Below are 14,079 nucleotides of genomic sequence, written 5' to 3' on the forward strand. Positions count from 1 at the left end.
ATTGTCAAAAATAAAAAACTAAAAAAGAAAAACCAAGCATGAGGCTTGGTTTTTTAATCATTTTTAAATTATAGAGAAGCTACGTCTACTTTAACCCCAGGGCCAAAAGTAGTAGTTACAGAAACGTTACGTACGTATTGACCTTTAGCTGTAGCAGGTTTGATACGTAATAATGTTTCGTGAATTGTTTTGAAGTTTTCTACTAATTTTTCGTTTTCGAATGAAACTTTACCGATTGGAACGTGGATGTTACCAGCTTTGTCAATACGGTAAGTTACTTTACCAGCTTTGATTTCTTCAACAGCTTTAGTTACATCCATTGTAACAGTACCTGTTTTAGGGTTTGGCATTAAACCTTTAGGTCCTAATACACGACCTAAACGACCAACTTCACCCATCATGTCAGGTGTTGCTACGATAACGTCAAACTCAAACCATCCACCTTGGATTTTTTGAGCTAATTCGCTATCACCAACGTAGTCTGCGCCAGCTGCTTCAGCTTCTTTAGCTTTTTCACCTTTTGCGAATACTAATACACGTTGAGTTTTACCAGTTCCGTTTGGAAGAACTACTGCTCCACGTAATTGTTGGTCAGCTTTCTTTGGATCTAATCCTAAACGATATGCAACTTCTACAGATGCATCAAATTTAGCGAAGTCTGTTTCTTTTGCTAATGCGATTGCTTCTTGAACTGAGTAAGCTTTTGAAGAATCAATTTTTTTAGCGGCTTCTAAATATTTTTTGCTTTTCTTTGCCATTGTATAATTTCCTCCTATTGTGTGGTTTTAACGGTTCTACCTCCCACAAAGTCCATGAGTGAAACACTCGTGTTAGGGACTTTTGGAAGCTGCATGTTTGTTAGCCTTCTACTACAAATCCCATTGAACGGGCTGTACCTTCGACCATGCGCATTGCAGCTTCAACATCTGCTGCATTTAAGTCAGGTGCTTTTAATTCAGCAATTTCTCTAACTTGATCACGAGTTACAGTAGCAACTTTTTTCTTATTTGGTTCGCCTGAACCTTTTTCTACTTTAGCAGCTTTCTTTAATAATACTGCTGCTGGTGGTGTTTTACAGATGAAGTCGAATGAACGGTCTTCATATACTGAAATCACTACCGGAATGATTAAACCAGCTTGATCTGCTGTACGAGCGTTGAACTCTTTACAGAAGCCCATGATGTTAACTTGTGCTTGACCTAAAGCTGGACCTACTGGTGGAGCTGGTGTAGCTTTACCTGCAGGAATTTGTAATTTAACTAGTTTTACAACTTTTTTAGCCACGAGACATTACCTCCTTGATTGTTTCGCGCGTGGTTTAAATGGAGATGAAGATTTCTCCTCCCACGTTTTGTTCCAGTGCACACAAATGCACTTTGATATTCTAGCAAGAATTCTTGTGAAATGCAAGTTATTTTGCAACTTTTTCGATATATTTTTTGACGATTATTGATGATCTCTAAAATAACATACTTTAAGATCAATAAACCGTTGTAAATCTCTTAATAACTGGAATAATGTTGCACGATATTCAAATTCATCTCTCGTTTGTGGTAAATCCAAGTTTCTAAATTCATCAATATAATCTTGAATTTCATCCATTAAAGATACTCCTGTATTCGTTAAATGTAATTGTTCTCCAGTTGAACGAAACATTTCTGCAAGCAGCTCCGCTTCCCTAGCAGGACAATGAAAATCATTTAAATTTTTCGCCATTACTTCTAATAATTGTAATTGTTCAGCACGCATTTCAAAATAACATAAATCTTTATTAAATTGACTAAATAATTGGTTTTCGCTTTCGATATATAATAATTTTTGTGCTTCTGTTAACGTTGTTTTTGCTTCTGAAATTAATTTAGCATCATTTGTTCCGTTACCTTCTCTTAAAAACGAAGCCATTAGACACAAAATCTCTCGAAGTTTTGATTCAATTTCTTCTCGTTTCTTTTCAATTTCTTGTTGATAACTTGGCATATACCAGTTTACTAAAATCGCTACTCCAGCACCAATCAATAAAATTAATGCTTCATTAAGCAATAAATTAGGAGTAATTTCTTTACTTAACCAAACATGAATAGCTAATACCGAACTTGGTGCAATTCCTACTTCTACTTTAAATAAAAAAGCTAACGGAATAAAAATTAATAAATACACTCCAAATCCTGCTGTTGAATGACCGAGTAGCATAAATACACATACCGCTATTGTTAAAGCTAAGGACATGGAAATAATTCTTTTCCAAGCAATTACAATCGAAGACTTTCTTGTATCTACCACACTCAGTATCGCAATAATGGATGCAACAGAAGCTGAAGACAACCCTAACGCTTGTGCCACTAACAACGCTCCAAATGCCGCTAACACCATTTTAATTCCTTTTAATACCATTTATTTTCCCCTTTCTATTCTTAACAACTCTTCTTTTCTATGAATTCCACCCGCATATCCAGTTAATGTACCATCTTTCCCAAGTACTCGATGGCATGGAATGAGAATACTAATTGGATTTTTCCCAACTGCTTGTCCAACTGCTTGAGCAGAGTAATTTGCTACTCCTTTTTCTTTTGCAATTCTCTGTGCAATTTCTCCATAAGTCATCGTTTCTCCATAGGGGATTTCTTGCAACATTTGCCAAACTCTTTGCTGAAAATTTGTACCTTTAGGATTCAGCGGAATCGTTATCGGAGTTTTCTCGCCAGAAAAATAACGTTCTAACCAATTTTCAACTTGTACAAAAATTGATAAATCATCTTTTATCTCGATATCACTGTGATTCTTAGCATCATTCACTTGCCCTACAAACCATAAGCCTGTTAATGACTTTTCATCACTTCTTAATCGAACTTCTCCTAGAGGAGTTTGTATCATTCTTTCAAACACTTCTCAACCTCCCATTTCTCAGAATAAAAATAGTATACTCCATTTACTTACAAAAAAAGAAGTGGTATGTTTGTATTACTAATATTTTTAAGGAGTTCTTATGATTTTACACCAAGCTTATTTACACATTTTCGATAAAAATAGCGGGAACTTACTGTTATCCCAAAAAGAATTACCTTTATCGAATCCCTATATTACAGAATATTTTACAAAAATAATTGAAAAAACATTGAAAAGCGACCCTCGTCATGGAGTCTTACCTCCAGAAGAACCACTACTTGGATTTTTAGCAGACGACAGCATTCCTTTTATTGAAAAAACACAACAATTGGCTCATAAATTATATGAAATTATCGCCCCAGCAGAAGATATCCCTGCTGCTGATTATGTATTCGCAACAGGAATTAATGATCAAGGCGGAAATTTCTTTGCGATTTTACGTTTAGACTATAGCTCTAAATATACGCATTTTTTAGATTATGAAGACGACCAAGTATTAAATACAGTGCTGCAAAATCATGCAATTTTACCAAACCCTTCTCAAAAATTATCAGAAGCATTCATTGTAGATACAAGCAATGGAAAGTACCAATTAATCGAACGCAAATATATTGTAGAAGGTAAAAAAATTCCATATTTCTCAGAGCAATTTTTAGAAATTACGCCTCCTACAAGTACGCAAGAACAAATCAAAGAAATTAAAAAGACAGTCACACATGTTGCTAAAAAATATGATGAAGAAAATTATCTTGCACTTGCAACCACACAACAAGCAATCTTCACACAATTAGAAGAAAGTGATGAGATTGATGCAGGAATTATTTTCGATATGGTCTTCAAAGATAAACCTCTTGCAAAAGAAGCAGCTTACCAAGCCATTGCGACTGAAAAAATCCCAGAAAAAATTCCTGTTACAAATGTGCCAAAATATGAGAAGAAATATAGTAAACAAAAATTCAAACTCGATAATGGAATTGAAATTACCATTCCAAGTGACATTTATGAAAACAAAGAAATGGTGGAGTTTATCAACAATCCAGACGGATCCATTTCCGTATTAATTAAAAATATCGACTCGATTATGAATCGATTCAATGCATAAAAAAGGCGAAATGAAGTGTTGCTTCATTTCGCTATTTTCTTTGTTAAGGTTTTCTTTTCATAAATCCTATATCCATTAACTCATATCATTAATGATATACACGAACCATTTGATCTTCTGTTTGATTGATATCAATCATAATACGATCATTTGCTAAACCAGCCATATCTTTCTTGTTAAAATCTGAAACATCTTTTGATAAACGTTTCATAGAAATTACTTCCCCTTGTTCATTTGCTAAAACAAGTAAGTTATAGCCATTTTCTGAACTTTGTCCTAACAAGAATTTGTACCCTGGACGTAATGTACCTTCATTAGGATTTTTTAGGACATAAAGTTTATTATTCACAATTGTAAAGTGACCTAAAATTGATAAACGTGGAGTGAAGTGATCAATAACTACGTTATTATTTTTCACACTAATTGTTGAAGTGATAGACATTTCTGGTAATTTTTCTACACGTTTCCCATTTTCACCAAAGTAGAAGCGATCCATAAATTGATTTAGCTCTTTAACAACTGATTTAGGATCAATCATTCCACCAGGTTCTTGATGGTCTACTAATGTATCGAGTAAGTCATAACCTGCTTTTCCTAAGCTAGAATTACTTTCTAAAAACCATTCATTTTGTGCAATATAGACACCATCTTTTGATTTATGAAGTAAATATTCATCGCCCCCAATACGATAAAGTTCAGACACTAGGTGATAAGGAGTATCTGTTAACATATAACCATCTTTTCCAATGACATATGAACGACCATCGTTTGCCTTCACCGGTTGATCTGCTACCATTGAACCATTTGATTCAAAGTAAGACCATTTATCTCCTACTTTTGTCCAACCTGTTTGCATATCTCCTTGGTCAGATAAATAGTACCATGTATTTCCTTCTTGATACCAACCTGTACGCATCGCTCCATCTCCATTTAGAGAGTACCATGCTCCGCCAGTGAATACCCAGCCAGTTTGCATCACACCATTATTATCAAAGAAATACCATGTGCCTTTATCTTTAGCCCAGCCATCTTTTACTAATTTACCTTCTTGGTATAAATTCCATTGGTTGCCACTTTGAACCCAACCATCATTTGTTGCAGCAAACGCTTGACTACTTGCTAATGCTGCTACTAAAGCTGTAGAAGCTAATAAACTACCAAACCATTTCTTTTTCATTTGAAAATCTCCCCTTTACTTATTGGTATTTTATCTAAAGAAATTCTAGAAAAATCTCTCTACCGTTATTATACTCCCCTTCCAATTTTAAAAAATATTTTTTTCACAAAATTAACAATTCTTTAAACTATTTGTAACAAAAAAGACTTTCTACTGTAACAAGTTCATTAGTCTAACAAACTCTGCTACAACAGAAAAGTCTTTTTTCTATAATGGTTTCTTCAATGGAATTCCTGGTTTTCGTGGATATTTATTTGGAGTTTCTTTTGTTTTTAAAATCGTTACTACATGACGATTTCCACCTTCATGTGGTAAATCAAAGGACACATCACCTTCTACTTTTCCACCTAAAATGGCAATTGCTTTTTTCGCTTCTTCTAACTCCACTTCTGTATGAGCAGCTTTCAACGCTAAAAAGTATCCTTGTTTCTTCACTAATGGCATACAAAATTCGCTTAGTACACTTAATTTTGCTACCGCTCTAGCTGTTACGACATCATAAGATGCTCTGAAATTTTTATTTTGTCCAAAAGTTTCTGCACGATCATGGAAACATTGCACATCTCTTAGTCCTAACGTTTCTACTAAAGTGTTTAAAAACGTAATTCGTTTATTTAGCGAGTCCACAATTGTCACTTTTAAATCTGGAAATACAATTTTCAATGGAATACTTGGAAATCCAGCTCCGGCTCCTACATCACACAATGTTTGATTCGATAACTCATGATGAAATCCTAAGGCCAAAGAATCATAGAAATGTTTCAAATACACTCCTTCTTCATCAGTAATCGCCGTTAAATTCATCTTCTCATTCCATTCCACCAATAATTGGAAATAGTGATGAAATTGTTCTTTTTGTACATCTGTTAACGTAATACCATGAACTTCTTGGAGTCTTTGATAAAATTCTTCTGGTTTCATACAATTCTCCTACTCTTGAACTTTCGCAATTTTTCCTTGTTCGATATACACCATTAAAATCGATACATCGGCAGGATTTACCCCACTAATACGGCTTGCTTGTGCAATCGTTTCTGGTTGAATTAATTTCAAACGTTGACGTGCTTCTGTGGCAAGTCCATTAATAGCATCATAATCAATATTCGATGGAATACGTTTTGCTTCCATACGTTTTAATTTTTCTACTTTTTCAATAGCTTTGGCAATATAGCCTTCATATTTCACAGAAATCTCTACCTGTTCTTTCACTTCACGAGAAACAGCTACCTCTTCTTCTGCAAAACCAATTAAGTCATTATAAGTTAACTCTGGACGTTTTAATAAATCACTTAATAAAATACCGTCTTTTAATTCTGCTGATTCTTTTTCTGCCAAGAATGATTGAAGTTGTTCCGTTGGTTTCAAACGGATAGATTGGATACGTTTAATCTCCGATTGAATGGCTGCTTGTTTTTCTTGGAAAGCTGCATAACGTTCATCTGAAATTAAACCTAATTCACGACCTTTTTCTGTTAAACGTAAATCTGCATTGTCATGACGTAATAATAAACGATATTCCGCACGAGAAGTTAATAGACGATACGGTTCTGTCGTTCCTTTTGTCACTAAATCATCTACTAATACTCCAATATACGCATCACTACGACCTAAAATAAATGGTTCTTCTCCACGGATTTTACGAACGGCATTAATCCCAGCATAAAGCCCTTGACCTGCTGCTTCTTCATATCCACTTGTTCCATTCATTTGTCCAGCTGTAAATAAGTTTTCAATAATTTTTGTTTCAAATGTATTTTTTAATTGATGAGGAATAACAACATCATACTCAATCGCATAACCCGTTCTCATCATTTCAGCTTTTTCCAAACCTTCTACCGTATGAATCATTTGAATTTGAACATCTTCTGGTAGAGAAGTCGATAATCCTTGAATATACACTTCTTCCGTATTTTCTCCTTCTGGTTCTAAGAAAATTTGGTGGCGAGGTTTGTCACTGAAACGTACGATTTTATCTTCAATAGATGGGCAGTAACGTGCTCCTACTCCTTCTACAATTCCTGTAAACATTGGCGCACGATGTAAGTTCTCACGAATTTTTTCATGAGTTCCTTCATTTGTATATGTTAACCAACATGGAATTTGATCATAACGGTAGTCTTCATCTTTAGAAGTAAAACTAAATAAGTTTGGCGTTTCATCTCCTGGTTGAATTTCTGTTTTGCTATAGTCAATCGAAGAACTCTTCACTCTTGGAGGAGTTCCTGTTTTAAAACGAGCTAATTCAAATCCTAATTCTAATAAGTTTTCTGATAATTTAATCGAAGGCTGAGAATTATTAGCTCCAGAAGAATATTTCAATTCTCCAATAATAATTTGTCCACGAGAAGATGTTCCAGCTGTTAAAACAACTGCTTTTGAACGGTAAATTGCACCCGTATGAGATACAACCCCTTTACAAACACCGTCTTCTACAATTAAACGTTCCGCAATCCCTTGTTTTAAATCAAGATTTTCTTGTTGTTCAATTGTTTTTTTCATTTCTTGCGCATATAGATGTTTATCTGCTTGCGCACGTAAAGCACGTACTGCAGGGCCTTTCCCTGTATTTAACATACGCATTTGAATATAGGTTTTATCAATATTTCTTCCCATCTCTCCGCCTAGCGCATCAATTTCACGCACAACAACTCCTTTTGCAGGGCCTCCAACAGACGGATTACACGGCATAAATGCCACCATTTCTAAATTCATTGTTAATAATAATGTTTTAGCTCCCATACGAGCACTTGCTAGTGCAGCTTCACTTCCAGCGTGACCCGCACCGACTACGATAACATCATAGTTACCAGCTTCATAAGTTGTTACCATACTTCCTCCTACTTTCTATTGTTCATTCGTTGTATAAAATTCCACTTGATGGCGAATGTATTCACCATTTTCATATATAAATTTAGCCGAGAAAAATGGTCGGTTCTCTAATAACCAACTCATAAAAATTAAATCTCCTTGCCAAGTTGGCTTGGTCAGTACTTGATTATAAGGAACCCACTCTAAACTCCCCTCAGGAGAATCGATTAATTCCCCGGAAAATTCCGTTACTCGAAACACATACGTATACCAATCATGTTCGGGAGTAAATTCAGGAAAAGTAATAATCCCTTTTAACGCCATTTGATGAACCGTCAAACCTGTTTCTTCAAAAATTTCACGAATGGCACATTCTTCTGGAGATTCACCTGCTTCAATTTTGCCACCTACTCCGATGTATTTACCTTCATGCACATCATTTGGTTTCTTATCGCGCTTTAGTAATAACAATTCTTTTCCATTATCGATATAACAAATCGTTGCTAATCTTGTCATACAATACTCCCTTTCTCCAACATTGGATTTCTCTTATTTTCCTAAACAGAATTGGCTAAATAATTGAGTTAGAAGCTCATCTTGAACGCTGTCTCCTGTAATTTCTCCTAATAAATCCCATGCTCTTGTAAAATCAATTTGAATTAAATCGACTGGCATTTCCATTTCAATCCCATTTTGCACTTCGACTAATGCTTGTTCTGCTTTTTCTAACAAGGCAATATGACGAGTATTCGATAAGTAAGTCGCATCTCGTTCATTCATTTGTCCTTGGAAGAAATATCCCGCAATTTTTTCTTCTAATTGATCAATTCCTTCTTTATTTAACATAGAAGTTGTGACAATTTCTTCTTCCTGAGCATAAGGAGCAATATCCTCTGTTGAAAGTTTTGAAGGCAAATCTGTTTTATTAAATAAAATAATTCGTTTCATTCCCTTTGTAGTTTCTAGTAAACGAATATCTTCCTCTTGTAATGTTTCGCTTTGATTTAATAATAACAAGACAAAATCCGCTTCGTTTAACGCTTTACGACTACGTTCTACCCCAATTTTTTCTACGACATCATCCGTTTCACGAATTCCTGCTGTATCGATTAATTGTAAAGGTACTCCACGAACATTGACATATTCTTCAATTGTATCCCTTGTTGTCCCTGCAATATCAGTTACAATTGCCTTTTCTTCTCTTAATAGCACATTTAGTAAACTAGATTTCCCAACATTTGGGCGACCTACGATGGCTGTTTTTAATCCATCTCGCAAAATCTTCCCTTGACTAGCTGTATTTAATAAAGCACGAATCCCTTGCAATACTTGTTGCGTCTTTTCTCGTAATAATTGCAAAGTCATTTCTTCTACATCATCATATTCTGGATAATCTATATTTACTTCTACTTGCGCTAATGTATTTAAAATTTCTTGACGTAAATTTTGAATTAAATGTGATAATTGACCATCTAATTGACGCATCGCTAATTGCATTGATTTATCCGTTTTTGCACGAATTAAATCCATCACTGCTTCTGCTTGAGACAAATCGATACGTCCATTTAAAAAGGCACGTTTCGTAAATTCTCCAGGCTCCGCTAATCTAGCTCCCATCCGTAGCACTAATTGCAACACTCGATTAATCGCCACAATTCCTCCATGGCAATTAATTTCTACAATATCTTCTCGTGTAAATGTTTTTGGAGCTCTTAAAACACTCACCATTACTTCATCATAGACTTCTCCAGATTTTGGGTCGACAATATGCCCATAATGAATCGTATGAGTCTTTTGTTCTTCTAATTGTTTTGTTCCACATTGATAAATCGAACTTGCGATTGAAATCGCCAAATCTCCACTAATTCTGACAATCCCAATAGCCCCTTCACCAGGTGCTGTCGAAATCGCAGCAATCGTATCAAATTCTGTTTGCATACTGATATCCTTTCTTAGCTTCATTGCACAAAAAAAGTGCACACTCCACCCTTTATCGATAAAAGGGTGGCTCGCACTTTGACTGCTTACCTATATTTCAGTGATATTATACAATACTTTTTGAACTTGTGCTAGTAGAAGGAGTGATTAGTAGACTTTTTTCGTTTTTCCTCTTTTATACGCAACACGAATTGCATAAGCATCTAACAAAATTCGACTAATAATTTGCAAAGGAAGGCGTGAACGTACCTCATACTCCGGAAAATAAGATCCTTCTGACTTAAATCCTACAAAAGTAATATCACTTAATTGTGCAAGTGGGCTTACTCCATTTGCTGTAATAACAATTATAGGAACTTCATTTTTATGACAAACCTTTGCTGCCTCTACTAACTCATCGGTATGTCCATTTAAAGAAACAATAATAGCTAAATCTTGTTCATTCAGTCGATGGCTAATAGTTTTAATAATATTTGGATCTACATATTGCTCACAAGTTCTTTCTAACAAATGAAATTTAATCTCCATTTCACTAGCTATCATCTCACTTAGTCCTCTTGAAAAAATAAACACTTTTCTTGCACCAAAGATTGCTTGCATAGCATCTTCTATTGTCTTACTATCCAATTGCTCTATCGTTTTTCTTACTTCTTGCTCATTCTTGTCAACAACGTCTTGAATTTTTTTATCGACAATTTCTAAACTATTAAAAGTTGGAAATTCCTTATTAGATAATTGATATTGTTTTTTCAAATCATACTTAAAACTTGTAAATCCATCATAACCTAACTTTTTCATTGTACGCACTATTGATGCTGTAGAAACATTAGCTTCTTCACTTAACTTAACAATTGATATTGACGGTATTAATTCTAAATGCTCTTCAATATATTTAAGAAGATATTTTTCAGTATTAGTAAGTCCCTGCATATTAAACATGATAACTCTCCCATTCTGTAAAGTTTTACTAATATAAATACCTATTCAGAAAACTTTTACAAAGTTATTTATGTAATAATAAGTATAACAAAAAAAACAAAAGGAGGTGAACATATGATTTATACGTGTACCATGAATTTAGCTATTGATTTGTATATCAAAACACTCCAAATGAAAGCATCTGAAGTAAATAGAACAGAAGAAGCAGTTTACATGCCTAATGGGAAGGGGGTTAATGTAAGCTTCATACTAAAAGAACTAGGAATCGATAGTGTCGCAACAGGATTCAAAGCAGGATTCACAGGAGAATTTATCGAAAGTGAGCTACATAAAGCTGGTATCAAGACTGATTTTGTATCGATAAATGGTATTACACGAATTAATGTTTTTGCTCATGTAGTAGCTAATAACGAAGAATTTAAATTAGTAAATCAAGGCCCTACTGTCACTTCGAAAGAAGAGTTACAATTACTTTCAATTATTGATACTTTATCTTCTGAAGATACATTATTCGTTTCAGGCAGTCATCCTTTAGGAATAGAAAAAAATACTTACGAAAAAATTGCCGAAGCCTCTCTACGAAATGGTTTCAAATTAATACTTGATACTTCAGCAAATTTCGTACCCGAATTATTAAAATTTCATCCTTATCTTATCAAACCAAACGATGAAGAATTAGCTAGTTGGTTTGGACTGAAAGAATTATCTTTAGAGCAAATTAAAGACTACGGAAATAAATTATTACAGCAAGGTGCACAAAATGTACTAGTTTCATTAGGAGAAAAAGGAGCTATTTTAATTACACCAACAGAAACTATACATGTCAGCGCTCCAATAGGAAATGTTGTTAATACTGCTTGCGCAGGGGATACATTACTTGCTACTTTTGTCGGCTGCCAAATGCAAGGGATGTCAAAAGAAGATTCTTTAATTAAAGCTGTTGCTGCTGGAACTTCTACTGCATTTAGACCTGGATTAACAGATTTTTCAGATGTTCCAATATTGATAAAACAAATCAAACGCTTATACTAATAAGTAATAATAAAGGGGGAAAACAAAATGACAAAATATGATATTATTGCCGCTACTGGTTGCCCAACGGGAATTGCGCACACCTATATGGCTCAAGAAGCACTTGAACAAGCAGCAAAAAAAGTTGGAGTAAACATTAAAGTTGAAACACATGGACAAATTGGGGTAGAAAATGAATTTACGGAAGAAGAAATCGCAAACGCAAAAATAGTAATTATCGCAGCTGATAAAGATGTACAAGCTCATAGATTTGTTAATAAAAAAATTATTGACGTTTCTGTAGGGCAAGGAATTAAAAATGCAGATGAACTAATTGCTCAAGCATTACGTGGAGAAGGTATCGTAAAATATCCATCTGATGAACCTATTAAAAAAATTGAATCTACTCAAACCACTTCTAGTGGTAGCTCGATTGGGCGAGAAATATATAAACATTTGATGAATGGAGTTTCTCACATGTTACCATTCGTCGTTGGTGGTGGAGTATTAATTGCTGTATCATTTGCACTATTTGGAATTTATTCTTTTGATCCAAACCACGCAACTTATAATCCTTTTTCTGCTCAATTAAAAGAAATTGGTGGACTAGCAATGGGATTAATGACACCAATTTTAGCAGCATACATTGCACAAAGTATTGGTAATAGACCTGCTCTTGTTAGTGGTTTTGTAGCAGGACTTATGGCTAGTAACGGTGGTGCTGGATTCCTAGGCGGAATTATTGGTGGTTTCTTCGCAGGATATTTAGTTGTACTTTTAGAAAAATTATTTAAAAAATTACCAAAAACACTAGACGGATTAAAAGCTATTTTCCTTTATCCGTTATTAGGAGTATTAATCACTGGACTATTTATGAGTATTATTGTTAGTCCTATGGCAGAAATCAACCAAAACTTAATGGTATTCTTAAAAGGATTCCAAGATTCTAACCCTGTTCTTCTTGGTTTAGTAATTGGCTGTATGTGTGCATTTGATATGGGAGGTCCTGTAAATAAAGCTGCATATGTAACAGGTACAGTACTATTAGCAGAAGGAAACACTGCGTTTATGGCTGGTGTTAGCGCAGCTTGTATTGCACCTCCATTAATTACTACTGTAGCAGTTTTATTGTTCAAAGATCGTTTTGATGCCAATGAACGTAATGCAGGTTTAGTAAATTTCATTTTAGGGTCTACTCACATTACTGAAGGGGCTATTCCTTTCGTTGCAAAAGACCCTCTACGTGCAATGCCATCAATGATGTTAGGTTCTTCAATTGCTGCTATTTTAACTTATTTATTTGGAGTACAAGTTCCTGCACCTCACGGGGGATTTTTAGTACTACCTGTAGTTACACATCCATTATTGTGGGTAATCGCAATTGCGACTGGAGCAATTATAGGTGGAGTTGTCTTAGGAGCAACTAGAAAACCTTTATCTAAATAATATACAATCCTATATTTTTATATTATTCTATGCTATAAAAATAAAAGTTAGGAGGAATTTTAAATTGATAAATCAAAATGCAATTTTTTTCAACATAGAATTAAATTCTCAAGATGAGGTTTTTCATTTTTTATCAAGAAAAGCAATCGAATTGAGTATTGCTACTAATGAGGAATCTGTTTACAAAGGATTTATTGAACGAGAACAGCAAGGTACTACTGGTATGATGGATGGTTTTGCAATCCCTCACACAAAATCAAAGGAAATATTAACGCCTAGTATCATTATTGTTCGTTTAGAAAAAGGGTTAGATTGGAATAGTATGGATGGGAAACCTACTTCTTTCATTATTAGTTTATTAATTCCAGATAACGAAGCTGGAACTACTCATTTAAAAATATTAGCATCAATTGCACGTATGCTAATGAAAGCTGATATTAAAGAATCTTTACTCTCAGCAAATTCTGAACGTGAGATTGAAACTATTTTAAACCAGTATTTAAACCACTAATTTAAGAAATCCTATTTTATCCTGCTTGATGCATTTTAATGTGGAATAAGAAATTTAACTACTTTCTTATTCCACATTTTTTAATCATAAACTGAATTAAAAGTTTTCTATTACATTCCATTTACTCTTCTTCGACTTTTTTCGTTTCCATATTGCCAATATTTGATAAAAAAGGTACAATTTACCTATCTATTACTAGGGGGTAAATCAATGTTAGAACATCCATTCAATCAAGTCGTTGAAAAAATTGCCGTTTCAGATATT

14 protein-coding genes are annotated in these 14,079 nt (G+C 34.3%); 4 read left to right on the top strand and 10 right to left on the bottom strand.

The window, feature by feature from the left end; translation table 11 throughout:
- Nucleotides 1-68: 68 nt before the first annotated feature.
- From rplA to RYL55_RS04145, 4 genes are all read right to left on the bottom strand, one after another.
- On the bottom strand, nt 69-758 hold the full coding sequence (gene rplA, locus RYL55_RS04130) for a 50S ribosomal protein L1 (RefSeq protein WP_314111415.1): 690 nt from the start codon (nt 756-758) through the stop codon (nt 69-71).
- Between the two features lie 100 nt (nt 759-858).
- Entirely contained in the window at nt 859-1,284 is a 426-nt protein-coding gene (gene rplK, locus RYL55_RS04135) for a 50S ribosomal protein L11 (protein WP_005607816.1), read from the bottom strand.
- Nucleotides 1,285-1,446: 162 nt separating this feature from the next.
- Nucleotides 1,447-2,391: an aromatic acid exporter family protein gene (locus RYL55_RS04140; protein WP_315007552.1), complete on the bottom strand. Its 945-nt coding sequence runs from the start codon at nt 2,389-2,391 to the stop codon at nt 1,447-1,449.
- Nucleotides 2,392-2,871, bottom strand: coding sequence for a methylated-DNA--[protein]-cysteine S-methyltransferase (locus tag RYL55_RS04145; RefSeq protein WP_315007570.1), 480 nt, complete (start codon nt 2,869-2,871; stop codon nt 2,392-2,394).
- Between the two features lie 112 nt (nt 2,872-2,983).
- Between RYL55_RS04145 and RYL55_RS04150 the strand changes: the two genes are divergently transcribed.
- Entirely contained in the window at nt 2,984-3,985 is a 1,002-nt protein-coding gene (locus RYL55_RS04150; protein WP_315007554.1) for a nucleoid-associated protein, read from the top strand.
- A gap of 88 nt (nt 3,986-4,073) precedes the next feature.
- Here the strand turns inward: RYL55_RS04150 and RYL55_RS04155 are convergent, their stop codons facing one another.
- From RYL55_RS04155 to RYL55_RS04180, 6 genes are all read right to left on the bottom strand, one after another.
- Nucleotides 4,074-5,162 carry an N-acetylmuramoyl-L-alanine amidase family protein gene (locus tag RYL55_RS04155; RefSeq protein ID WP_315007555.1) on the bottom strand — a complete coding sequence of 363 codons (1,089 nt, stop codon included), beginning with the start codon at nt 5,160-5,162 and terminating at the stop codon, nt 4,074-4,076.
- Nucleotides 5,163-5,369: 207 nt separating this feature from the next.
- Nucleotides 5,370-6,083 (bottom strand): 16S rRNA (guanine(527)-N(7))-methyltransferase RsmG, encoded by a 714-nt coding sequence (rsmG, locus tag RYL55_RS04160; protein ID WP_315007557.1) that lies wholly within the window; start codon nt 6,081-6,083, stop codon nt 5,370-5,372.
- A gap of 9 nt (nt 6,084-6,092) precedes the next feature.
- Nucleotides 6,093-7,991 (bottom strand): tRNA uridine-5-carboxymethylaminomethyl(34) synthesis enzyme MnmG, encoded by a 1,899-nt coding sequence (gene mnmG / locus RYL55_RS04165; RefSeq protein WP_315007559.1) that lies wholly within the window; start codon nt 7,989-7,991, stop codon nt 6,093-6,095.
- 15 nt (nt 7,992-8,006) lie between these two features.
- Nucleotides 8,007-8,486 (bottom strand): 8-oxo-dGTP diphosphatase, encoded by a 480-nt coding sequence (locus RYL55_RS04170; RefSeq protein ID WP_315007561.1) that lies wholly within the window; start codon nt 8,484-8,486, stop codon nt 8,007-8,009.
- Between the two features lie 33 nt (nt 8,487-8,519).
- Nucleotides 8,520-9,908 (bottom strand): tRNA uridine-5-carboxymethylaminomethyl(34) synthesis GTPase MnmE, encoded by a 1,389-nt coding sequence (mnmE, locus tag RYL55_RS04175; RefSeq protein WP_315007563.1) that lies wholly within the window; start codon nt 9,906-9,908, stop codon nt 8,520-8,522.
- 147 nt (nt 9,909-10,055) lie between these two features.
- The gene (locus RYL55_RS04180) at nt 10,056-10,847 is read right to left on the bottom strand and encodes a MurR/RpiR family transcriptional regulator (RefSeq protein ID WP_314076779.1); all 792 of its coding nucleotides are present in this window, start codon (nt 10,845-10,847) and stop codon (nt 10,056-10,058) included.
- A gap of 114 nt (nt 10,848-10,961) precedes the next feature.
- On the opposite strand from RYL55_RS04180, the gene pfkB reads away from it, so the two are divergent.
- The 3 genes from pfkB to RYL55_RS04195 all read left to right on the top strand — a co-directional run bounded on the left by pfkB (nt 10,962) and on the right by RYL55_RS04195 (nt 13,815).
- On the top strand, nt 10,962-11,879 hold the full coding sequence (pfkB, locus tag RYL55_RS04185; RefSeq protein ID WP_314076778.1) for a 1-phosphofructokinase: 918 nt from the start codon (nt 10,962-10,964) through the stop codon (nt 11,877-11,879).
- Nucleotides 11,880-11,906: 27 nt separating this feature from the next.
- Nucleotides 11,907-13,304: a PTS fructose transporter subunit IIBC gene (locus tag RYL55_RS04190; RefSeq protein ID WP_314076777.1), complete on the top strand. Its 1,398-nt coding sequence runs from the start codon at nt 11,907-11,909 to the stop codon at nt 13,302-13,304.
- Between the two features lie 64 nt (nt 13,305-13,368).
- A complete protein-coding gene (locus RYL55_RS04195) occupies nt 13,369-13,815 on the top strand; it encodes a fructose PTS transporter subunit IIA (protein WP_315007565.1) in 447 nt (148 codons plus the stop codon).
- The last annotated feature ends 264 nt before the right edge of the window (nt 13,816-14,079 follow it).

Origin of the sequence: uncultured Granulicatella sp., assembly GCF_963515615.1 — a bacterium.
Classification (GTDB): Bacteria; Bacillota; Bacilli; order Lactobacillales; family Aerococcaceae; genus Granulicatella.